Raw genomic sequence first — 22,540 nt, forward strand, 5'->3', positions numbered from 1 at the left:
GGGCTATTTGTAAGCATTTAAATGGTAAATTATAGTTCTATTTATCTAAGCATCAATCAACCATCCTTGCTTAGTCGCATAATCAATCTGTTTTGCTAGCCAATCATGGATACTAGGAAAGCTGTCTTTAATAAATTCATGCGCGCCAGCCACTTGCGAGCGCGTAACGTTAGCATCAATCCAGGTTTTTCCATTGGTATTTAAATTAAGCAAAAACGGTAACAAGCGATCAACCACCCTCAGCAGTTGGGTTTCTTTACTATGACCCGTTTCCTGCTCTTCCCAAACCTCACTTAAATCAGCAATCCCATTGCCACGCTCACTTTGTAATCGAGTAATTCCGGCACGCTCATCAACGTGCGCATCACCACGGCTATCGGCGTATAGAAAAGTATCGCCGGCATCAATCTCACCCAAATCATGTATCAATGCCATTTTGAGCAATTTCTCATGATTAACATCAAGCTCAAACAATTCAACGATTGACCAACATGCCATCGCCAAATGCCAAGAATGCTCGGCGGAATTTTCTAAGCGAGTTGTACCCGTCACATAGCTGCGCCGATTGATACGTTTAAGGGCATCAAGCTCTAATAAAAAATGCGTCACGCCATCAATATCGATATTTGCAGCAAGCTTTGGATTGGGTAATGGTGTTTGCTTGGTTGCTAATTTGGCGTTTGCTGAAATGGTTTCTATCGGCATGGCTTGCTCTGCTTTAATCGGTGAATGGTTAGCGCTTTATCTAACTCTAATCTTTATGCAAAGGTGCTTATTATAGTAGATATTTTACGCGTGCTACTAGCAATCTAAATTTTTTTCAGCGGGCGATAATGGCAAGTGTCTTAATTTTTTATTGTTTAAAACTAAACTAATGCTCATAATAAGGCGAAAGGCGATGCATAAGACTATGGACAATGCTATGCAAAAAATAATGGATAATAACCTGCACCAGACAAGGATATGTCGATGCCACCCACCACTGACGCCACAACGCGTGCTAATTCATCAACTACAACTTCAATTATTTCCAAGCAAAGACCGCCTAATAAATGGCTTATTATCGCAGGCTTCTCTCTTTTACTGGGGGTCAATCAGTTTTTATGGCTAACCTTTGCGACCATCGTAATTAGCACCGAGGCACATTTTGGCGTTAATGAATTTTTTGCCAATCTCTTAACCTTGATGTTCCCTATCGTTTTTGTGCTGCTTGCCATCCACTCTGGCAAGGTGCTCGATAACATCGGCTATAAAAAAATCGTCAGCTTAGCGGCGCTGCTTATGCTGATAGGCTCAATAATACGTTGGTTGGGCGCTGATCATTATTGGCTAGTATTTGCAGGGCAATTACTGATTGCCATCGCTCAGCCGTATATCACCAATGCTATCAATCAAGTGACATCCGACTGGTTTGATAAGTCGCAAATCGCCACCGTAACGGGCGTGATTATGGGTGGGATGTTTTTGGCGACTGCCCTTGGCGCTTTTGCCCCTGCCCCATTAATCGAGGCATTTGGCTTCTCTGGTATGCTACTCATCAATGTCATTATTACGGCAGTGGCGGTAGTAGGGTTTTTATTAGTGGTCGCTGAAAAACCCAAACAACAAGATAGCGCTATCTCACTGCACGAAATCGAATCGCTATTAAAAAACAAGCGCCTATGGTTTATCTCATTAGCGGTGTTTATTGCGATGGGTTATTTTAATGGATTAAGTAACTGGATTGCGCCTATTCTTGCGCCGCGCGGTATTGATGAAGCGACGGCGGGCATCATTACTGCCATGCTAATCGTCGGCGGTATTTTAGGGGCATTATTGATTCCGCTATTATCAGATTACCTGCAAAAACGGCGCATTTTTTTAATATTGGCAACGCTAATTGGTGCGAGCGCCACCTATCCTTTACTATATTTAACCACAGGAACCACAACATTATTGCTGAGCTTTATATTAGGATTTTTCTTGTTGGCAGGTTATCCATTACTGATTGCCGCCGCTGAAGATACCGTACACGCTTCACAAGCGGCTAAAGCAGTTGCTATGCTAATGATGATGGGCAATCTAGGTGGCGTTATGATGGTGTTGCTGATGCAGGGCGTGAAAGGACTGACTGGCAGTTGGACGCCGACTGGTTGGGTACTCATTATTGCCGTTGCTTCAGCTACTTTTTTAGTCTTAAAAATACAGGATAAGCCAGCAATTAAATCTACTGTTAAACCAAGTTCAAACGTTTTTTAAAAGCGCTATTTCAAATCGTTACTTAAAGGCGAAAAAAGTCAGTATTTAAAAAAGATAGCGCCTAAATCTTCAGCGCTATCTTTTGTTATTAACCATCAAAAAACTGTTTTATAACCAATCAATCCGCTTAATTAAGTTACTTAATCAAATTACTAATGGTCTTAAAAGCAGGGTCTTTACTACTGCGACAAAGCTCAAAAAGAATGGATTCTACCGTACTAATCACGCCACCAGCGCGGCGGATACGGCGAATCGCTTGCTTTTTATCATAAGGAAAACGCGAGCCAACCGCATCACCAATAATCACTGGCTGCATGCCATTATCGAGCAAATCAAGCGCCGTTTGCATGACGCAGACATGCGCCTCCACCCCAAATAATAGAACAATGCTACGATTTTGTTGGGCTAAATAATGCCACGAATCGTCATTATCACAAGCGCTAAAAGTGACTTTTTCAAAGCTTTTGGCATTATCACCTTCTAGCACATCACGTATCTCAGGCAGGGTATCGCCAAGTCCCTTTTTATATTGCTCATTGAGCATAATCGGAATATCAAGCGCTTGCAGCCCTTTGATTAGCGTGACGGTCTTTTTGACAATATTTTCATGGTCATAGATATGCGGCGTTAAGCGTTCTTGAACATCGATAATCATCGCTTGGGTATTTTCACGGGCGATACGATAAGTGCGATCGGTAATCATGGTAGACATAGTACACTCCTTGTACGACTGTGGCAGAGAACCACAGGAAGGCTGAGCTTCGATTTATAGTTTTTAGTCTCTCCCTTATTTAGTCATAGTTTGGCTGATGCGTCAATCAAGATAAGCGATAGTAACAACCTAATTTTCTAAATACACCCTAACTAAATAAATCTGGCGTTTCATTCCCATGATTAGAACTGCTAATCAACTCGAGAAACTCAGCTCTTTTAGGTATCTTATCACCTTCTTGTAAAAAATTATTTCGTCTAAGTGATACGTATAAAGCAATAGCGTTTGCCTGACAACTAAAGGATTTTTTCGGATTAAACTCAATATCCGTAAAAGCATCATACTCTAAAACTTGATTTTTTAGATCACCATTTAAGTTCAAAACATTCAAATATAGCCAGTTATAAAAAGCGGTTTTTGGCTCAATACCCCATCTATCATTTCTATGCTCAAAGGCAATAACATCACCCGAAACTTTTAGTCTTTCATCTCTTTTCGCTTCTAATGGACTTTTATACCTTATATCTTTATAAGGTCCACCTTGCTCAAACACTTTTGACGACTGATAAAGACTCTCAACACTAGCTTTATGACCATTAAGAAGCTCAATTTGAAGATTAAAAGCGCTGAGCATGACACCTAAGTCAGACTCAGATTTAGATGATATCTCTAATATTTTTTTACTAGGATATTTTTCTATAAATGCCTGATGTAGCGTTTCAACTGACTTTTTCTTTTGTATCACACTAAACCCAGGGAACCATTCAAAATCTAAATTATCAACGATAACTAGTTCGTCTTTTGAATCACTAGCCATGAATACGGGACGATTAGCCATCTCTATATCTCCTTTGATCGAATACGACATCATTCTCGGTAACTTTATACCCAAGCTCTCTAACCCAGTTCAGACTTTCATCCTGATGATTAGTATATATCTCTTCAATGAAATCTACCGGAATATCACCTAGGTATAATATTTCGGCTTGGTTGTCGTAAGTATAAGTTGGTAATGCCCTACCTATTGGTGATTCAAACATATCTAAAAAAGCATTACATGTCATCCTTTCTTCAATAGACAGATTCCTCATCTTATTAGACGCCGCATTTGTATTGCAAAAAACTGCTTTATTAAGATAATTAAGGTGTTCAGTTCTATTAGACGTTTGCGGCTCTTTTCCATATATAAGCGAAGGTGAAATTTTAAGCACTACCCAATCATCATCACTAGTTTGTTTTCTATATTTATAGAACATCTTAAAATTTGGATGGCTAAATGATAATGAAATAGAATCTAAAACTCCATCTAACCTCATCTGATCATTAAACGCATACCTAAGGTTCATATTATTAAGGTTTGTTCTTGTTAAAATCCCATATTCTAATATAGATGAGAGGTTTGACTTGTGAGTAAAATGATATATGGCATCAATATCCTTACACTTACTACTATCAAAGACTGTCGCGCTGACAATATTTTGCCATATAGAACTATAAGAACTTTTATCAAGATCTGAGAATTTAGAATTGAAGTATTGATCAACACATTGTAAGTCTGGATAACCTCTTTTACCTGCAAGATAGAAACGTATCTTTAAGAAATCAATTAAGTAGCTGTCAACCTCTCCTGCATACTTATTAATATCTTCAATACTGGCTGTATCATTGGAAGCTTTAGCTAATTTATCTTTAGCTAATTTATCTTTAGCTAATTTATCTTTGGCTAATTTATCTTTGGCTAATTTATCTTTAGCTAATTTATCTTGGGCTAATTTATCTTGGGCTAATTTATCTTGGGCTAATTTATCTTGGGCTAATTTATCTTTAGCTAATTTATCTTGGGCTAATTTATCTTGGGCTAGCTTATCTTGGGCTAATTTATCTTGGGCTAATTTATCTTGGGCTAGCTTATCTTGGGCTAGCTTATCTTGGGCTAGCTTATCTTGGGCTAGCTTATCTTGGGCTAGCTTATCTCTTGTAGCTTTCTCTCTTCTAAGTTCACCATACTCACGATTAATAAAATACTTCTCTTCATTAGAAGAAAAAAACCCAGACTTAACATCATTTTTCTTTATAACTAAATGGGATATTTCATCATAACGTCCAGCTCTTTTAAAAGCATCAACCATCCATGTTACTTCATCAAAATTATCTGTTAACCCTAAACTTTTATTAAGCTCGTTAAGGTTTTCAATGCCTTCTCTTTCAGAAAGCTCATACAATCTATTTTTAAATTTTTCAATATTTTTTTCTTCTAATTCGCTGCTAAACTTATCTAAATTATTACTCAACTCATCAAGAAATTTATTAGTTTCATCAAGGAATTTATTAGTCCCATCTTTAGCTTCTTTAGCAAATTTGATAGCAGTTTTAACGTCTTTAGATTTTGATGTCGATGTAAAAAACCATATAATCAAAAATACAATTATTATTATAAATATTTCCATGACACACCTATAAACACATACCCACAAAAAATGCCTCTAACATTACGCTAGAGGCATTCGGTTTACAAGATATTCAGAAAAATAGTTTACTTACTTCGATTAAACACGCTCAATAATCGTCGCGATACCTTGACCAAGACCGATACACATGGTTGCTAGACCAATTTCAGTATCTGACTGCTCCATGGCGTTTAACAAGGTAACGGTGATACGAGCACCTGAACAGCCTAGTGGATGACCTAGTGCAATCGCGCCACCATTGATATTGACGATGTCTTGCTTGTCTGACAAGTTCAAGGCTTTAAGTACTGACAAGCCTTGCGCTGCAAACGCTTCGTTTAGCTCGATGGTTTGCATATCATCGATGCTCATGCCAGCGCGCTTAAGTGCTTTTTGGGTAGCAGGTACAGGACCGTAACCCATGATAGCGGCATCACAACCAGCAACAGCCATGCTACGAATACGAGCGCGAGGCTTAAGACCTAAGTCTTTGGCTTTTTGTGCGCTCATGACTAGCATTGCTGACGCACCGTCAGATAGTGCAGATGAGGTCGCAGCAGTGACCGTACCGCCTTTAGGATCAAAGGCTGGACGTAACTTTTGCATTTGCTCCATCGTTGCATCTGGACGAATCACTTCATCAACGGTACATAGTTGCAAGCGACCAGCAGCATCATGACCTTCGATACCGATGATTTCATTGTCAAAACGACCTTCAGTCGTTGCAGCCCATGCGCGGCGATGTGACTCAAGAGCAAAGGCATCTTGCTCTTCACGAGTGATATTGTTCATACGACCAAGCATTTCAGCAGTCAAGCCCATCATGTTTGAGGCTTTTGCATAGTGCTTTGACGCTTCAGGGTTGAGATCAACGCCATGCATCATGCCAACGTGACCCATGTGCTCAACACCACCGATGATAAAAACTTCACCTTGGTTGGTCATGATTTGCGCGGCAGCAGTGTGTAGCGCCTGCATAGATGAACCACATAGACGGTTAACGGTTTGGCCGCCAGCAGTCTTTGGAATACCAGCCAGCAGACCGATGTTACGACCGATGTTCAAACCTTGCTCTAAAGTCTGGTTTACACAGCCCCAGATGATGTCTTCGACGTCGCGTGGGTCAAAGTCGTTACGCTCAACCAAGGCACGTACCAGCTCAGCTGATAAGCTATCAGCGCGAACATGGCGGAACATACCGTTTTTAGATTTACCCATTGCTGAGCGTACGCCATCTACGATGACCACGTCTTTTGGACTTAAAATTGTCATACTATCTTCCTTTTCAATTTTTATTGTCAGTGTAGTCAGTTGATTTTAGGCTATGACTGCGTCAATCTCGCTTAAAGTACAATAGGTACCTCTGCGCTCGATTTTCTTGTACTAGCCTAAATTCAACCAACTATAATCGTACGTTTGCTATTAAAGAATATTGGCATTAAAGAGCATAAATAACTAATTTTCTCTCAGCCTCAATAGTAAACGTACGGCACTTCATCCTAGTAATGACTGCCCATTACGCCGTGGCGTAAAAGGTCTCGCCTGCTGCTGCCATATCGCGAATCTTTTGCGGGGCTTCATAGGCTTTGCCAAGGTATGCGTATTTTTCACATAGCGCCAAGTAGTTATCTAGACCCATTTGGTCGATATAACGGCAAGGGCCACCGCGGAATGGTGGGAAACCAACGCCCATAATCATCGCCATATCGGCTTCAGATGGCGTGCTGACGATGTTGTCTTCTAGGCAACGTACGGTCTCATTACAGAACGCTAGCATGGTGCGGTCAATGATGGCTTGATCGTCAAACGTTTGCTTGTCGCTATCAGTGGTAGTTTTTAAGAGCTCATAAGTGGCTTCATCAGCAACTTTTTTAGGCTTGCCGCGTTTGTCCATCTCATACTTATAGAAACCAATGCCGTTTTTCTGACCTAGGCGTTTGTTTTCATATAAATGCTCGATAGCACCTTTATAATCAGGCTTCATGCGGTCAGGGAAACCTTCTGCCATGACTTCTGCGCCGTGTACGCCAGTATCTAAACCAACGACGTCGATTAGGTAAGCAGGACCCATCGGCCAGCCGAATTTTTCCATGACTTTATCGACATGAGCAAAATCCGCACCTTGCTTGAGGAGCAAGTCAAAGGCACCAAAGTATGGGAACAATACACGGTTTACTAAGAAACCTGGGCAGTCGTTAACGACGACAGGCACTTTGCCCATTTTTGTGGCCAAAGCAACGGTCGTTGAAATAGCTTCTTCAGAAGACTTTTCACCGCGAATAACTTCTACTAACGGCATACGGTTTACTGGGTTGAAAAAATGCATACCAACGAAGTTTTCTGGGCGCTCAAGTGCTTCCGCTAGATAAGTAATAGAAATCGTTGAGGTATTTGACGCTAGGATACAATCGTCTTTTACCAAGCCTTCGACTTCTTTTAGTACCGCACGCTTAACGTTTGGATTTTCTACGACGGCTTCGATAACGATATCAGTCTCAGCAAAGTCACCATAGTTCAAAGTCGGACGGATACGGCTTAAGGTTTCACCCATTTTTGCTGGGGTCATTTTGCCACGTTCAACCATTTTGCCAAGTAGCTTGCTGGCTTCGCCCATACCAAGGTCTAATTGCTCAGACTTGATGTCTTTCATGATGATTGGCAAGCCTTTGCTGGCTGCCTGATAAGCGATACCGCCGCCCATGATACCCGCGCCAAGTACGGCCGCTTCATTGATTTCATGTGCTTTTTTGCTATGCTGCTTAGCTAATTTTTTGACCAACTGATCGTTTAAGAACAGACCAACCAAGCTTTCTGCTTGTGGGGTTTTCGCAGCTTTTGCAAAGTAAGTTGCTTCCACTTCGATTGCTTTATCACGTGGCAGATTTACATGCTTTTCAATTGCTTCAATAGCGATTGCTGGCGCTGGGTACTGCTTAGGATTGGCTTTGGCAAAAATCATACCTTTTGCGCTGTTAAATGCCATCGCTTGCTCAAGCTGGTTTAGCTTAACAGGCGCAAGCTTCTCTTCACGCTTTGCTTGCCAATCAAGCTCACCTGAGATACATTTTTTGACCAAATCAATCGCTGCATCTTGTAAATCATCGGCAGGAACAGTCGCATCCACTAAGCCAAGTTTTAACGCATCAAGTGCTTTCTTTGGTGTACCAGTGGCAATCAATTCAAGCGCATTGTCGATACCAATAATACGCGTACTACGAACCGTACCACCAAAACCTGGGAAAATACCCAATTGGGTTTCTGGTAGACCGATGATGGCTTTGTCGCTCATGACGCGGTATTCACAAACCAAGGTCATCTCACAACCACCGCCAAGCGCTGCGCCATTGATAGCGGCTACTTTTGGAAACGGCAAGTCTTCAAAACGGTTAAAGGCGTCGTTGATGTTAACAACCCAATCTTTGATTTCGCTTTCTGGCTTTTTAAAAGAGCCGACGAATTCTGTGATATCAGCACCAGCGATAAACACGCCTTTGCTCGACGTCACGATAAGACCCTTTACGTTATCCGCTTTTTCTAAAGCAGTAACCGCTTCGCCAAATTGCTTATTGGTTTCAGCATCAAACTTGTTCACGCTCTCATTTTCGGCGTTGTACTGCATGTTGGCGATGCCATCCTCTAGCATTGTCACCGTGATGCGATTTCCTTGGTATACCATTTGAAACTCCTTGCTATATAACGAAAGCTACGTTTTAAAATTAAAAGTTTTAAAATTAAAGCACATAGCCAGTTATTGTTAGTAAAACGAGTAATAACACTGCCAACCTACTGCCTTATAAAGTCAGTATAAAGTAAGCAGTGAAGGTGTCTTTATTATCCAGCGCTCATGCTTATATATTCATGTTCTATGCCGAATGTTACCGCGTTAGCACAACTGAATACGGCGCTTTATTTATATACGATTGTTGCCGGTATGCTGTGATAAATCCTAATGGTGCGAATACCCGTCGTATAAATACTGACTGAATATTGAGCTGATATGTCACATAGATAAGGGCTAAAAACCCACCTGCTAAGCACCAGACCATTTTCACGCCAATTAGTGTAGGGGATTATGCCCCCGACTGTCACAAGCTAATACCATACTCGCAAGTCACTCTTAAGTCGATACTAGCCCTTTACCTTGCTGCCAAGGTGCTTTAAGTGACTGCTTGTATACTGAGATTATATACTGACAATCATGCTTTTAACGCTTATAAATAGCGCTTATTTATCGATAAGCGCTATCCCTTATCAAAACATATCCAACCGCCAAGATACATCGCCCATACGTAACGAGGGCTTGTTGTATTATTTCCAGCTTTTTTAAGCCAATTTTTTAACATTAAAGCGCCAAAAATGTGTCATTGATAATACCCGCTCGCTAAGGAATATAATCTATCATGCTACACTAGCACTATTTTTATTATTCACCTGATAGATGGTTGGGTTATGACTGTTTCTACTTCTTCTACTAATACGCCAAGCCTGATGCCTGCAAGACTCGTATCTTTTGCTGGCTTTGATAACAACACCGAGCAATTTCATAGCGCCGTGCGCGCGCAACTGTCGCAAGATATCGAAGTGCTATTTTCTTATGCTGAGCTGCCAAGCCCGCTGATTGATGCCTGCCGTTATGTGATGACCGGTCAAGGTAAATTGGTACGTCCATTATTGGTCGCCAGCGCCTTTGATAGTGTCAATCAAAGCAATGCTAATGACGGCGCTAATGACAATGTTAATGTTAATGACAGCGCTAATAACAATGTTAGTAATGACGATGAAAGCGCGGATAAAAGCACTGATAGAAGAACCACTTATAATAGCGATTTAGAATCACTACTAGAAAACGACTCCGATTATGATATGTGTCGCCGTGCGGCATTGGCAGTAGAGCTGTTGCATACCTATTCATTGGTACATGATGACTTGCCATGTATGGACGATGACGAGCTGCGCCGTGGTCAGCCGACCGCGCATATCGTCTTTGAAGAATCAACTGCCCTGCTGGCAGGTGACGTGCTACAGACGCTCGCTTTCGAAGTATTGACCGCAGAGCTGCCAACCTTTGCGCCGTTTGACTCAGCTATCGCAAGCCAGCTCATCGCGATATTTGCACCGCGTGCCAGACGTATGGTTTCGGGTCAAATGCTCGACCTTAATGCCGAAGCCAGTACAGACATCACACAAAGCGACTTGGAAGCTATCCACCGTGATAAAACGGGCGCATTGATTGAAGCGGCTATGCTGATGGGTGGTATTTGTGCTGGCGCGACCGCTCCACAGCGTATGGCTCTACAAGAGTGTGCGCAGCATATTGGTCTAGCCTTTCAGGTACAAGACGATATTTTAGACGTCACCACTAGCACCGATACGCTTGGCAAACCTGCTGGCAGCGATGAAAAATTGGATAAATCTACCTATGTAAAATTGATGGGCGTTGAGCAGGCAACCAGCTATGCGCAATCGCTATTTAATGACGGACGCGCAGCCATTATTCGCGAGTTGAGCAGCCGTGAGCTGAGTGGCAAAAAAGACAGTGCAGACAACAACGCACTATTGGCACTCATTGAATGGCTATGGTCGCGTAAAAAGTAAGCTTATTAATGATAAATTAAAAATAGCAAAGGGTGGTCAACATGGACAGTACCCCTACTCCGCGTATTTATCTTGGCACCGGCGGTTATAGCGATACCGATCTTCTTGGTACGCTGTATCCAACCGGTACCAAAAAAACCGACTTCTTACGCGAATACGCCAAGCAATACGGCGCGGTAGAGATTAATAGCACCTTCTACGCGCCCATCGGACAAAAAGCCTTTGCTGGCATGGTCGATAAAGCCTACGTGCAAGCAGACAGTGAGTTGAAGTTCGCGGTCAAACTGCATCAAGACTTTACTCATGCACGTAAAGGCACTAGCGATCACGCGCAAGCATTTATTACTGCTCTCACGCCACTTATCGAAGCCAACGCTCTCGCGCCACTACTGCTGCAATTCCCACACGGCTTTGATCGTACCCGCGAGCATCGTCTATATCTGGCAAACCTTGTCAGTTGGTTTCAAGATTATCCACTAGCCGTTGAGTTTCGCCATAATGGCTGGCATACCCCGCAAGTGGTCGATAGTTTTGTCAAACAAGGGCTGATTTGGTGTAGCGTCGATTATCCAAAAGTCAGCGGTCTACCACCGTCACGGCTAATATTTACGCAGCGCACGGGCTATCTGCGCATGCATGGTAATAATCTAAACTGGTGGGATGCGATGAGTGCCGCTGACCGCCATGATTATCGCTACAGCGAGGCGGAAATGCAGGACTGGGCGCAAGCGATTGCCAATCAACGTCAGCATTTTGATACGCTGTATATTTTCTTCCAAAATACCGTCAACGCGCATGCTTATTATAATATTGCGATGTTAAGGGAAGCGTTGGGTAAGTTTGGGTTTGAGGTGTTGTAGCACTACTCCCCACGCTGTATATCAGAGGGTTTGACTAACTCTAGTTTAGATGAAAATCTATATTTTTAGGTTATTGTAGCTTCTTAGAAACATAGTAGAAAAGTTAGCTTGGGAACTTAAATCCACCCTTTTACTGCTGTAAAAAGCTGCCATTTATCACTATAGTAAAGAGTCGTTCTTATGAGAAAAAACCTTATAGTGTTTTTAGGATTAGGTACAATTTCTTTTATTCTTATTATATATTTATTTCTGATAAACCCTAATGTAGCGAATATTATCGACGTAGATAGTGAAAATAATCAGCAAAAAGCCTACAAAGCTTTTGGTTTAGAAGAAGAGGATATGGGCATACACTACATCAAACTATCTAACCTAATAGAATCTGAAAGAAACGAAGCCTTAACTGCATTAAAAAATTTGAAAACTACTGGCAGCCTTAGTGGTGGCATACAGACAACAGAGTTTGATGAGACAATGATTGGTGAGGCTAAGAATAACTTCCAAGCCCTAGATGAAGATATCAATAAAGCTAAATATAAATTAACATTCGAGCCAGTTCTCTTAGATAATTTTTATAATAGTAAGTTGGTAGGTTTGAATAGCTCTGGCATATTAGCTAATAACAAATACAATATATTTTATCGGGTCTACGATATCAATAATGGTCAATCTGTTATTGAGCTCACAGAACATTATATACCTAAAAACGGTTCCGTCAGGCTAACAGTGATTGAGGATTTCTTGAACGATAAAGTCAATGATAAGCCTGCAAGACTAGAAAGCCTATATTCTGATAGACAAGAGCTTTTATACAATTTTAGCTGGCAAAATAACCAACGTTATTATGAATTAAATACTAAAAAGCTATCATTAATTTCTGTAAGAGAAATCGCAAACTTTATTGATTTAAGTTCCACTAAAATACAACTATTAGATGAGAAAGAACCTAACTAATTAGACAATCCCAAAATAGCCATTTTTTATATAAATCCAAACCAAAAAAAGGACGCCTCTCAGCGTCCTTTTTTTGAAATCAAATACTTAGTAGCTAAAGATTACTCTTCAACACCAGCATCTTGACCTTTATATTTCGCGTTTGCGTAGTCCCAGTTCACTAGTTTGTCTAGGAACGTGTCAACATAGTCAGGACGACGGTTACGATAATCGATGTAGTAAGCATGTTCCCATACATCACAAGTCAATACCGCTACTTGACCGTTTGCTAATGGTGTACCAGCGTTACCAGTTTTGGCGATTGATAGTTTGCCACCAACTTTATCAGCAACTAGCCAAGCCCAACCTGAACCAAACTGTGAAGTCGCTGCGTTTTTGAACTCTTCACGGAACTTGTCATAGCTACCGAAATCTTCTTCGATTTTCGCTTTCAAGTCACCAGTAGGTTCGCCGCCGCCGTTTGTTGGCGTCATGCAGTTCCAATAGAACGTGTGGTTCCATACTTGGGCTGCTTGGTTAAACATACCTTGCTTGCTGTCATCTTTAGCGGTTGCTACGATGATTTCTGACAAAGTTTTGTCTTCTAGACCAGAACCTGGTAGCAATTCGTTTAACTTAGTCACATATGCGTTGTGATGCTTGTCATGATGGTATTCTAGCGTTTCGGCACTGATATGTGGCTCTAGCGCGTCTTTTGCATACGGTAGTTCTGGTAATGTAATCTTTGACATATTATTTTATCCTTGCTGGTTTAGCCATTAGTATTAGGTATAGCTTAAAACGAACGCTATAAATTATGAGACTAAATTGGCTTAGTTTATTGTTAGAGAAATTTAACACTCACTAGGCTAACACATAATGCGGTAAACCTAAAAAAGCGCTAAATTTGAAAGTTATCTTAAGCGAGCAGCACTCAATAGTTATTATATCGTTAAATACGAGAAATTTTAAACACTCAGAATTTTTAAATACCAAGTCATTAAACATCAAAACCGTCAAATGCCAAAACATGGACTTAAAAACCATTATTAGCGTTTAAAACTATTTACTAACGATTAAAGCTATTATTAACTTTAAGTTCACAAGCTATAAGATATAATTCACTGTAGCTTGTTGCCTATTATAGCAATAGTGACGACAAATATCAGTTACCAAATGTTATGAATCAGCGATTCGTTATGCTAATTGGTAATTTAGCCGATGCTAGCCTAGAATATGCGCGTATAAGCGACTCAATTACGGACAAAGAATATGAATCAAGCCAGCGCCACAGAGACTCATCAACAAGCATCCACCTTAAATGATTCAAATCCAGACACGCCGCAAAACCAATGGGTGCTCGCCAGTAACAATAAAGGCAAACTTGCTGAGTTTACCCGCCTATTTGCTGAGGCAGATTTGGATGTGACGATTGTCCCGCAAGGTCAGCTTGATATCGACGATGCAATCGAGGATGGATTAAGCTTCGTTGAAAACGCCATTATCAAAGCCCGTCATGCCAGCCGAGCAAGCGGATTACCTGCGATTGCTGATGATTCAGGGTTATGCGTGCCAGCATTGGGCAATGCACCCGGCATCTACTCTGCCCGCTATGCAGGCGAGCACGGCAATGACAGTAAAAATAATGCCAAGCTTGTTGCCGACTTGCAGCCTATCCGTGCAGCACAGACAGATGCTCCTATTAAAGGCATGTTTGTTTGTGTATTGGCGATGGTACGTCATGCCGATGACCCGCTACCGATTATCGCCCAAGGTTTATGGCACGGTGAGATTTTGGCGGCGCCGCATGGTGATGGCGGTTTTGGTTATGACCCGCTGTTTTGGTTGCCAGAATTGCAAGCAACGGCGGCAAGCCTCAGCGCGGCGGATAAAAATAGCATCAGTCATCGTGGTCAGGCGATTGAGCAATTATTGGCGCAACTGCCTTTATTGTCTTTATAAAAATAATTCTGCCTTATAAAAGCAATCCGAATAACAGCAGTCCTAACTTATCGTCGATCCATAGCGTTTACTGCTTTGCTATGTTAATACCGATAATAGTTAATACCGATAATACGACAATATTAACGCAGCGATTTTATTTGAACGGACGATAGCAGCGCTGCCCTATATAGACAGCAAACAGATAATTTTTACTTTGATAAACAGATGGATTATACTGTTCTACTTTTAAAATTTTGTTGAAAGCCGTTATTTGTCTGTATAATTGCGCAAAAAGCGTTATTATGCGACCTATTTACGGTTAATATTGATATCAGATAGCGTCTATTCAGATAAAGCGTTTCACATTTTTGTGTCAGCAGCGATTGCTACGGGCACGGACTGCGAAATTGCGCGCTATCAATATCCCCTATTTATTCCAACGGCAATCGGTCACACCCGCCCGTATTTTGAGGCACGGTTGTCTATTACTATTTAACCCTAAGTACTATTTAATCAAACGTACTATTAAATCCTAAAGGTGTAATGAACATGGCTACAGATTTACAAGTTACAACCAACAAGCTATCTAACAAAGAAACTCAGCTAACGGTTAAAGTACCCGTTGAAAAAATTCAAAACAAAGTTGAAGGCCGTATTCGCCAAGTTGCGAAAACTGCCAAGATTGACGGTTTCCGTAAAGGTAACGTCCCTATGTCACATATCCGTTCACAGTACGGTGCTGGCATTCAACAAGAAGTTATCAACGATGTAATCCGTGATACCGTTTTTGAAGCGATCAAATCTGAAGACATCCGCGCGGTTGGCATGCCTAACATTGATGATGTAAAACTTGAAGATGATTTCTTGGTTTATCAAGCGACTGTTGAAATCTTCCCAGAAATCGACGTGCAAGGTATTGATGAGATCGAAGTTGAGCGTCACACAGCGACGGTTAGCGATGAAGACGTTGACACCATGATTGAAAACCTACAAAAACAACGTGAAGAATTCGTTGAGAAAAAAGGTAAAGCGGCCAAAGACAACCAAGTAACATTTGACTTTGAAGGCTCAATCGACGGCGAAAAATTCGAAGGCGGTTCTGCTGAAGACTTCAAATTGGTTATCGGTAGCAACCAGATGATTCCAGGCTTTGAAGATGGCATCAAAGGCATGAAAGCTGGCGAAGAAAAAGTCATCGACGTGACTTTCCCAGAAGATTACCAAGCTGAAAACTTGGCTGGTAAAGAAGCCCAGTTCAAAATCAACGTAAAATTGGTTGAAAAATCAAAACTACCTGAAATCAACGAAGAGTTCCTAGAGCTATTCGGTGTTAAAGAAGGCGGCGTTGAGAAATTAAAAGAAGACGTGCGTAAAAACATGGAACGCGAAATCAAAAATGCGGCGCGTAGCCAAGTAAAACAAGCAACGTTTGATGCGCTACTAGAAAAGAACGAGTTTGACGTACCAAACGCCATGCTAGAGCAAGAAATCGAGCGTCAACGCAACATGATGATGCAACGTTTTTCTCAGCAGTTCGGTGCCAATGCTGATAGCTTTGATAAAGACATGCTGCCAAATGAGCTGTTCGAAGAGCAAGCGCTACGTGCTGCCCGTCTTGGCATCATCGTTGCTCGCGTTATCGACACCAAAGGCTTAGAAGTAGATCAAGAGCGTGTTGAAAGCTTTATCAAAGAAGCCGCTGAAAACTACGAAGATCCAGCAGAAGTCATCGAGTACTACACCAATGACAAGCAGCAACGCGCTAACATTGAGTCTGTGGTTCTAGAAGACCAAGTGGTTGATTATCTAATCGAGCAAGGTAAAGTAACTGACAAAGAAGTCAGCTACCAAGACTTGCTAGCTGCTCAGCAACAACAGCAGCAAGGTATGTAATTTAGTAAGAGATAACTTGGCAACTTGCCATTAATGGCAATTTGCTACTCTTACTGCAAAAATGCTAAACACAATACCCTAATACAATGCCCTAACATCTTGTTAGGGCATTTTTATTGCAAGCTTATAAATTACTGGCTTATTAGCTACTTTTATCTGGTGTTTATTGCCACTGCCCTTGATAAATGGGCACAGACGCCTTATTAATAGGGAGTCATTTATCATTTGTCACATTAAAAAGTTACTATTGCCGCCATAAAAAAGTTACCATTAGCTCAATTATTTTTAGCAGCTACTATTTTTGACAGCTGCTATTTCTAGCAAGTAGATGGAATAACTTTTAAGCGCCGTCTTAAATCATGAATATGATTGGCGACTTGCTAGCGATATTTAAAGCATTTAATTGAACCGAATAGGTTTTATTAGCAGACAGCTTTTATTAACAGGCAGCTTTTATTCATAGGCGGCAATGTTTACAATGATAACCACCATAAAAATTTAGCCAACAGCTAGCCTATACCTCTTTACTTTATGTACTTATAAACAGGACATCTTTATGACAGATTATGATCGCATCACTGCTAACCCGCATTTTGATATGTTAATGAGTGCGCACAATACCGCCCAAAGCGCGCAATATAACCAAAGCGCGCCCCAAGCCGCATTGGTTCCAATGGTGGTTGAGCAGTCAGCGCGCGGTGAACGCTCGTTTGATATTTTCTCACGCCTATTACGTGAGCGCGTTATCTTTTTGACCGGTCAAGTTGAAGACCATATGGCCAATCTTATTGTGGCGCAGTTATTATTCTTAGAAGCAGAAAACCCTGATAAAGACATCCATTTATATATCAATTCACCAGGCGGCTCAGTCAGTGCTGGTTTGGCTATTTTTGATACCATGAACTTTATCAAACCTGAAGTTTCGACCATTTGTATGGGCGGCGCTTATAGCATGGGCTCATTTTTGCTAGCAGCTGGCGAAAAAGGCAAGCGTTATGCCCTAGCCAACTCTCGCGTAATGATTCACCAGCCTTCAGGCGGCGCGCAAGGTCAGGCAACTGATATCGAAATTAATGCGCGTGAAATTCTAAAAACGCGTGCTCGCTTGAACGAGATTTTGGCTGAGCGTACCGGTCAACCCGTTGAAAAAATCGAAAAAGACGTTGAGCGTGACTATTGGTTAGATGCCAAAGAAGCTAAAGAATATGGTTTGGTTGACGAAGTATTAGAGCGTCGCCCGACTTCTCTATAAGCGCTTTAATAGCAGCCGTCTACGAGACTTTAAAACATCAGATGCCTAAGCGCGATAGGGTAAGAGAAAATATATTAAGTGCCCTGCGCTTTTGCATCGATGTCCATAATCAGAATATTGATCAGTATTAAATTTTAGGAGTGCCTGTATATGGCAGAAGATAACACCCCGCAGTGTTCGTTTTGCGGCAAAGAAAAAAGTGAAGTAAAGCAGCTGATTGCCGCTGACGACGCCAATATTTGTAATGAATGTATTGAGCTATGTACAGACCTGATTGCCGATAGCGCAGAAGATGGTGACGATGACAGCGATATTGATACCTCTTGGGTCAATAAAAAGCTGCCAACACCAAAAGAGCTACGTGCCAAGCTTGACGAATATGTCATCGGGCAAGATGCGGCGAAAAAAGCCTTGGCGGTTGCGGTTTATAACCATTATAAACGCCTAAAAGTCAGCCAAACCTTAGCTAATGACAGCAAAAAAGCTAAAATCGGTGCTGATGATGCCATGGTTGAATTGGCTAAGAGTAATATCTTGCTGATTGGTCCTACCGGTTCTGGTAAAACCTTGCTAGCGCAAACTCTAGCGCGCTTGCTTGATGTACCTTTTGCAATGGCAGATGCGACGACTTTAACTGAAGCCGGTTATGTCGGTGAAGATGTTGAAAACATCGTGCAAAAGCTACTGCAAGCATCAGATTATGATGTCAGTAAAGCTGAGCAAGGTATCATTTATATCGATGAGATTGATAAAATCAGCAAAAAAGGCGACAACCCATCTATCACCCGTGACGTATCAGGTGAAGGTGTGCAGCAAGCCTTGCTTAAGCTTATCGAAGGCACGGTTGCCGCTATTCCACCGCACGGTGGTCGCAAGCATCCACAGCAAGAGCTTATCCAAGTTGATACCAGTAATATCTTAATCATCGTTGGTGGCGCGTTTGCCGGTCTTGATAAAGTGATTCAGCAGCGTACTGAAAAAACAGGTATTGGCTTTAATGCCGATGTCAGCTCAAAAGACGATAGTAAACGTAGCTCAGAGCTACTGCAGCAAGTAGAGCCGGAAGATTTGATCAAGTTTGGTCTTATCCCAGAGCTGATCGGTCGTCTTCCTGTGCTTGCTGCGCTCACAGAGCTTGATGAAGATGCATTGGTGCAAATTCTCACAGAGCCTAAGAATGCGTTGGTTAAGCAGTATAAATACCTGTTTGATATGGAAGGCGCTGACATTACCTTTACCAAAGTAGCACTTGATGCGATTGCTAAAAAAGCAATGGCACGCAAAACAGGTGCCCGTGGTCTGCGCTCTATCGTAGAAAATGCCCTACTTGAAACCATGTATGAGCTGCCTTCAATGGAAAATGCTAAGACCGTACTCGTTGATGAAGCAGTAATCAACGACGGTAAAATCCCTGAAATCACCTTCTCTAACGGTGACTCAGAACAGATAGCGATAGACGCTTAAAAGGTCTTATCTGCTTTATTGAAGCGGTAATTAAAGTAAAAGTGTCTAGTGTAAATTATGCTAGACACTTTTTTTATGTCCGCTTACTTCTCATTTTATTTTTTGCAGCTAATGTAGTGGGTAAAAATGACAGCCGCGTTTATTAATTGCTATCAGTGCTTATCATCAATCATGCTAAAGTAGAAATACCAATACTATTAATGATACAAAGGACTGTTTATCATGCTTAATAATGTTTCTGGAAATGTCTCTGCAATAGCAAATTCACTACGCCAACATCTGCCTTTTTCCTCTCAGCAAGACCTTGACATTACCCCCTATTACCGCAACCATGTCGCCGCTATCACTGGTGCTGGCTCTGGCATGGGGCGCGAGCTTGCCATTCATTTAGCAAAAATGGGCTGCCATGTGGCGCTATCGGATATCAATGCTGAGCAATTGGCACAAACCAAAGAGTTACTGGTCGGCTATGATGTCAAAGTCACCACCACGGTACTCGATGTCTCAGATAATAAAGCCGTCGAAGCGTGGGCGGATAGCGTGATGGCGGAGCATGGTAAAGTAAACTTTATCTTTAATAATGCAGGCGTAGCGCTTTATTCAAGCGTAGAAGGTAGCAGCATTAGCGAGCTTGAATGGGTGATGGACATTAATTTTTGGGGCGTGGTTTACGGCACCAAGGCATTTTTGCCATTGATTAAAAATAGCGTGAAAGAAAGCGAATCGACTAAGAATAATAAAGACAGCAAAGCACGTAAGTTTAACGAACATGGTCATATCATTAACATCTCAAGCTTGTTTGGTTTGACCGCGCAGCCGTCACAATCTGCCTATAATGCTAGCAAATTTGCCGTACGTGGCTTTACTGAAAGTCTGCGTCAAGAGCTAGATATTCAGCGCTGCGGCGTTTCAGCGACCTGTATTCATCCCGGTGGCATCAAAACTAATATCGCCAATAGCGCCCGTGGTAACGACAGTATCAGCGACCTTGGTATGCGTAGCGGCCGCAAAGCCATCAGTAGTTTTAATAAATTTTTAAAGTTTGATGCCAGCGCCGCCGCTTGGATTATTTTGCAGGCCGCCGCAACCAATCAGTCACGCTGCTTGATTGGCAATGATGCCAAAATGATAGATGCTGTCCAGCGCGTATTCCCAGCACGCTATAGCAAGGTATTGAATGACGTCAATAAGCTATCGCGTCAATTAAAAGGCAAAAAACGCGCAAAACCGGCTGACCGTAAAGCGGCGATTGCTAATTAATATAGCGGCAGATAAACAATAATAAGTTAAACAGCTATCGTTTATTCGATTTAAAACCGATACAAAGTGCTAATGGGGTGAGGTTTTTGCAGCCTCTGTCACGCCTGCGAACAGCAAGCAAGAAAAATCTATCCCATTAGCACAAGAATACTAACGTATCGATTTTATTTTGCAATTACTATATAAAAACATCTTCATCAAAAAAAAGCGCGTAAATATTTTCATATTTACGCGCTTTTTAGTAAAAACAGTATGCCTTGCTATTTAGAACGTTCACCATCTGTTGGCATCATTTGTCGCTTTAGTGTTCTTTTTCAATTTAAAAACACTTTACGTATTTGTATTTGATACAATTATGTTACTAGCAAATTACAGATTAATTACTGGTCGAGTTTTGATAGGCAGAATCAAGCGGATTAATAGCTAATATTAGGCAGTAGCGATAAGCTGAATGATATGACGCCAACTATGTTGACATTGATCAATACTGGAATCCGAGCCATTTATTTAGCTAAAATCTTAAAATAAGTTTTGCCATCATGACGACTAAACTATCATATAAATATAGATTTACATATTATTTTCTAACATAAGGATATTCCAATGATAAACTTTCCACGTGCCAAGCCCTCCTCCCTGTTAGTAGCCACTATCTTTGCCATCAGCGCCATCAGTATGGCCGGCTGTAGTAATAGCAGTGAGACCAAAGCCGTTGACCGTTTGGAAGAAGCAGAAGCCTTGGCTCGCGTTAAAGCCCTCGAAGCCCGTGCCGAAACGCTAAAAGGTAATATGCCAGCTGCCAGTGATATGAGCGCTAGCGCAGGCGGCGGTGATGCAGCAGGCGCAGCAGGCGGCAAACCAGTGATTAATATGCCAGACGAATCTACCATCCCAGATGATGAGCGCGGTGCCGCCATTCGTCGAGGTTTACAGATTGTCAATCATACTTATAAAGAGATGCCAAATAACGTTGGTAACCAGCTCAACTGTACCAGTTGCCACTTAGGTAACGGCTCAGAAGCGTTTGCGGCGCCATGGAATGGTCTGCCGGGCATCTTCCCTATTTATCGTTCGCGCGGTGGTCGTATCAACTCTTTGCAAGAGCGTGTCAATGGTTGTTTTGAGCGCTCAATGGACGGTACAGCACTTGATTTGGGCTCAGATGATATGAACGCCATTATCTCTTATATGACTTGGCTGTCGCAAGATATGCCCGTCGGCGTATCTCCTGAAGGTCGTGGATTTGTCAAAGTGAATAAAGAGCTAGAGCCAAACCCTGAAACGGGTGAAAAGCTATTTGCAGAAAAATGTAGCGTTTGTCACGGTGACAATGGCGAAGGTCAGTATAATGACGATGGTACTTATATCTATCCTGCGGTAGCTGGCGATAAATCCTTTAATGATGGCGCAGGGATGGCACGTACTTATACTGCCGCCGCCTTTATCAAAGGTAAAATGCCATTTGGACAAGGTAATACGCTAAGTGACCAAGAAGCGGTCGATATTGCCGCCTACTTTACCCACTTGCCACGCCCTGTAAAAGCCAACAAAGACAAAGATTGGCCGAACGGCGATGCACCAAAAGATGTCCGTCGTTAATTAAAAAAATGATAAGTTATATAATATAAAAGCCCAGCTCCTTAAGTAGCTGGGCTTTTTTATAATTATTGATGCTTAGGATAATTTGATTAATTTAAGGCAGTTTCATATCACCATCGACCAACCAACCAAGGCGGCGCATCACATAAGCGACCGCACCGGCGATAAGCGCAGGTAAAATAAACATCAATAAAATAATCGCCGTCCATAATTGAGCGCTACTCATAATACCTTGAGATGCTTCAATGACGCCAAACACCCCAACCAAACCTGCCGTACCCATACCAGCCCCAGTCGCCGTACAAGCCAGCCCAAAGCCAACAGTTGCGATAGGACCAACAAT

20 protein-coding genes are annotated in these 22,540 nt (G+C 41.9%); 12 read left to right on the top strand and 8 right to left on the bottom strand.

Going from position 1 to position 22,540, the window contains the following annotated elements; genetic code table 11:
• Positions 1 to 45 precede the first annotated feature (45 nt).
• Positions 46 to 705 (bottom strand): HD family hydrolase, encoded by a 660-nt coding sequence (locus JMX94_RS12380; RefSeq protein WP_201565835.1) that lies wholly within the window; start codon positions 703 to 705, stop codon positions 46 to 48.
• Between the two features lie 264 nt (positions 706 to 969).
• Between JMX94_RS12380 and JMX94_RS12385 the strand changes: the two genes are divergently transcribed.
• Positions 970 to 2,238, top strand: a complete 1,269-nt coding sequence (locus JMX94_RS12385; protein ID WP_201565836.1) for a CynX/NimT family MFS transporter — start codon at positions 970 to 972, stop codon at positions 2,236 to 2,238.
• Between the two features lie 136 nt (positions 2,239 to 2,374).
• On the opposite strand, the gene JMX94_RS12390 is transcribed toward JMX94_RS12385, so the two are convergent.
• The 3 genes from JMX94_RS12390 to JMX94_RS13600 all read right to left on the bottom strand — a co-directional run bounded on the left by JMX94_RS12390 (position 2,375) and on the right by JMX94_RS13600 (position 4,602).
• Positions 2,375 to 2,950, bottom strand: a complete 576-nt coding sequence (locus JMX94_RS12390) for an isochorismatase family protein (protein WP_173239808.1) — start codon at positions 2,948 to 2,950, stop codon at positions 2,375 to 2,377.
• A gap of 148 nt (positions 2,951 to 3,098) precedes the next feature.
• A complete protein-coding gene (locus JMX94_RS12395; protein WP_201541097.1) occupies positions 3,099 to 3,788 on the bottom strand; it encodes a hypothetical protein in 690 nt (229 codons plus the stop codon).
• Entirely contained in the window at positions 3,781 to 4,602 is an 822-nt protein-coding gene (locus JMX94_RS13600; protein WP_227673644.1) for a DarT ssDNA thymidine ADP-ribosyltransferase family protein, read from the bottom strand. The genes JMX94_RS12395 and JMX94_RS13600 overlap by 8 nt, the downstream gene beginning before the upstream one ends.
• A gap of 67 nt (positions 4,603 to 4,669) precedes the next feature.
• Here JMX94_RS13600 and JMX94_RS13605 point away from each other — a divergent pair, with 67 nt between their 5' ends.
• Positions 4,670 to 5,050 carry a pentapeptide repeat-containing protein gene (locus JMX94_RS13605; protein ID WP_374220421.1) on the top strand — a complete coding sequence of 127 codons (381 nt, stop codon included), beginning with the start codon at positions 4,670 to 4,672 and terminating at the stop codon, positions 5,048 to 5,050.
• Between the two features lie 446 nt (positions 5,051 to 5,496).
• Here JMX94_RS13605 and fadA read toward each other — a convergent pair whose 3' ends face one another.
• Together fadA and fadB are read right to left on the bottom strand one after the other, a co-directional pair.
• Complete coding sequence (fadA, locus tag JMX94_RS12405) at positions 5,497 to 6,669, bottom strand: acetyl-CoA C-acyltransferase FadA (RefSeq protein ID WP_201565839.1); 1,173 nt, start codon at positions 6,667 to 6,669, stop codon at positions 5,497 to 5,499.
• Between the two features lie 244 nt (positions 6,670 to 6,913).
• Positions 6,914 to 9,073, bottom strand: a complete 2,160-nt coding sequence (gene fadB / locus JMX94_RS12410; protein WP_201565841.1) for a fatty acid oxidation complex subunit alpha FadB — start codon at positions 9,071 to 9,073, stop codon at positions 6,914 to 6,916.
• Positions 9,074 to 9,846: 773 nt separating this feature from the next.
• Here fadB and JMX94_RS12415 point away from each other — a divergent pair.
• The 3 genes from JMX94_RS12415 to JMX94_RS12425 all read left to right on the top strand — a co-directional run bounded on the left by JMX94_RS12415 (position 9,847) and on the right by JMX94_RS12425 (position 12,806).
• Complete coding sequence (locus tag JMX94_RS12415; RefSeq protein ID WP_201565843.1) at positions 9,847 to 10,992, top strand: polyprenyl synthetase family protein; 1,146 nt, start codon at positions 9,847 to 9,849, stop codon at positions 10,990 to 10,992.
• A gap of 41 nt (positions 10,993 to 11,033) precedes the next feature.
• Entirely contained in the window at positions 11,034 to 11,852 is an 819-nt protein-coding gene (locus JMX94_RS12420; RefSeq protein ID WP_201565845.1) for a DUF72 domain-containing protein, read from the top strand.
• Between the two features lie 180 nt (positions 11,853 to 12,032).
• Complete coding sequence (locus JMX94_RS12425; RefSeq protein WP_201565847.1) at positions 12,033 to 12,806, top strand: hypothetical protein; 774 nt, start codon at positions 12,033 to 12,035, stop codon at positions 12,804 to 12,806.
• Positions 12,807 to 12,907: 101 nt separating this feature from the next.
• Here the strand turns inward: JMX94_RS12425 and JMX94_RS12430 are convergent, their stop codons facing one another.
• Positions 12,908 to 13,537 (bottom strand): superoxide dismutase, encoded by a 630-nt coding sequence (locus JMX94_RS12430; protein WP_201565849.1) that lies wholly within the window; start codon positions 13,535 to 13,537, stop codon positions 12,908 to 12,910.
• A 520-nt stretch (positions 13,538 to 14,057) separates the two neighbouring features.
• On the opposite strand from JMX94_RS12430, the gene rdgB reads away from it, so the two are divergent.
• From rdgB to JMX94_RS12460, 7 genes are all read left to right on the top strand, one after another.
• On the top strand, positions 14,058 to 14,747 hold the full coding sequence (rdgB, locus tag JMX94_RS12435) for an RdgB/HAM1 family non-canonical purine NTP pyrophosphatase (protein ID WP_227673643.1): 690 nt from the start codon (positions 14,058 to 14,060) through the stop codon (positions 14,745 to 14,747).
• 352 nt (positions 14,748 to 15,099) lie between these two features.
• Entirely contained in the window at positions 15,100 to 15,225 is a 126-nt protein-coding gene (locus JMX94_RS13465) for a hypothetical protein (protein WP_265088598.1), read from the top strand.
• A 53-nt stretch (positions 15,226 to 15,278) separates the two neighbouring features.
• Positions 15,279 to 16,622 carry a trigger factor gene (gene tig, locus JMX94_RS12440; protein WP_201565851.1) on the top strand — a complete coding sequence of 448 codons (1,344 nt, stop codon included), beginning with the start codon at positions 15,279 to 15,281 and terminating at the stop codon, positions 16,620 to 16,622.
• Between the two features lie 556 nt (positions 16,623 to 17,178).
• Positions 17,179 to 17,874, top strand: a complete 696-nt coding sequence (gene clpP, locus JMX94_RS12445) for an ATP-dependent Clp endopeptidase proteolytic subunit ClpP (protein ID WP_372829816.1) — start codon at positions 17,179 to 17,181, stop codon at positions 17,872 to 17,874.
• Between the two features lie 150 nt (positions 17,875 to 18,024).
• Entirely contained in the window at positions 18,025 to 19,338 is a 1,314-nt protein-coding gene (gene clpX, locus JMX94_RS12450) for an ATP-dependent protease ATP-binding subunit ClpX (RefSeq protein ID WP_201565853.1), read from the top strand.
• Positions 19,339 to 19,560: 222 nt separating this feature from the next.
• A complete protein-coding gene (locus tag JMX94_RS12455) occupies positions 19,561 to 20,598 on the top strand; it encodes an SDR family oxidoreductase (protein ID WP_201565855.1) in 1,038 nt (345 codons plus the stop codon).
• Between the two features lie 603 nt (positions 20,599 to 21,201).
• Complete coding sequence (locus tag JMX94_RS12460) at positions 21,202 to 22,197, top strand: c-type cytochrome (RefSeq protein WP_201565857.1); 996 nt, start codon at positions 21,202 to 21,204, stop codon at positions 22,195 to 22,197.
• Between the two features lie 94 nt (positions 22,198 to 22,291).
• Here JMX94_RS12460 and JMX94_RS12465 read toward each other — a convergent pair.
• On the bottom strand, positions 22,292 to 22,540 hold a 249-nt coding region (locus tag JMX94_RS12465), incomplete at its 5' end, for a PTS sugar transporter subunit IIC (protein ID WP_201565859.1).

Origin of the sequence: Psychrobacter sp. CMS30, from assembly GCF_904846565.1 — a bacterium.
GTDB classification, from domain to species: domain Bacteria; phylum Pseudomonadota; class Gammaproteobacteria; order Pseudomonadales; family Moraxellaceae; genus Psychrobacter; species Psychrobacter maritimus.

Bases quoted from the DNA above. Each gene is read 5' to 3' on its own strand.
- JMX94_RS12420 (WP_201565845.1), top strand. From the start codon at position 11,034: ATGGACAGTACCCCTACTCCGCGTATTTATCTTGGCACCGGCGGTTAT.
- JMX94_RS12390 (WP_173239808.1), bottom strand. From the start codon at position 2,950: ATGTCTACCATGATTACCGATCGCACTTATCGTATCGCCCGTGAAAAT.
- JMX94_RS12430 (WP_201565849.1), bottom strand. From the start codon at position 13,537: ATGTCAAAGATTACATTACCAGAACTACCGTATGCAAAAGACGCGCTA.
- JMX94_RS12380 (WP_201565835.1), bottom strand. From the start codon at position 705: ATGCCGATAGAAACCATTTCAGCAAACGCCAAATTAGCAACCAAGCAA.
- JMX94_RS12455 (WP_201565855.1), top strand. From the start codon at position 19,561: ATGCTTAATAATGTTTCTGGAAATGTCTCTGCAATAGCAAATTCACTA.
- fadA (WP_201565839.1), bottom strand. From the start codon at position 6,669: ATGACAATTTTAAGTCCAAAAGACGTGGTCATCGTAGATGGCGTACGC.
- JMX94_RS12425 (WP_201565847.1), top strand. From the start codon at position 12,033: ATGAGAAAAAACCTTATAGTGTTTTTAGGATTAGGTACAATTTCTTTT.
- rdgB (WP_227673643.1), top strand. From the start codon at position 14,058: ATGAATCAAGCCAGCGCCACAGAGACTCATCAACAAGCATCCACCTTA.
- JMX94_RS12415 (WP_201565843.1), top strand. From the start codon at position 9,847: ATGACTGTTTCTACTTCTTCTACTAATACGCCAAGCCTGATGCCTGCA.
- clpP (WP_372829816.1), top strand. From the start codon at position 17,179: ATGACAGATTATGATCGCATCACTGCTAACCCGCATTTTGATATGTTA.
- fadB (WP_201565841.1), bottom strand. From the start codon at position 9,073: ATGGTATACCAAGGAAATCGCATCACGGTGACAATGCTAGAGGATGGC.
- JMX94_RS12385 (WP_201565836.1), top strand. From the start codon at position 970: ATGCCACCCACCACTGACGCCACAACGCGTGCTAATTCATCAACTACA.
- tig (WP_201565851.1), top strand. From the start codon at position 15,279: ATGGCTACAGATTTACAAGTTACAACCAACAAGCTATCTAACAAAGAA.
- clpX (WP_201565853.1), top strand. From the start codon at position 18,025: ATGGCAGAAGATAACACCCCGCAGTGTTCGTTTTGCGGCAAAGAAAAA.
- JMX94_RS12460 (WP_201565857.1), top strand. From the start codon at position 21,202: ATGATAAACTTTCCACGTGCCAAGCCCTCCTCCCTGTTAGTAGCCACT.
- JMX94_RS12395 (WP_201541097.1), bottom strand. From the start codon at position 3,788: ATGGCTAATCGTCCCGTATTCATGGCTAGTGATTCAAAAGACGAACTA.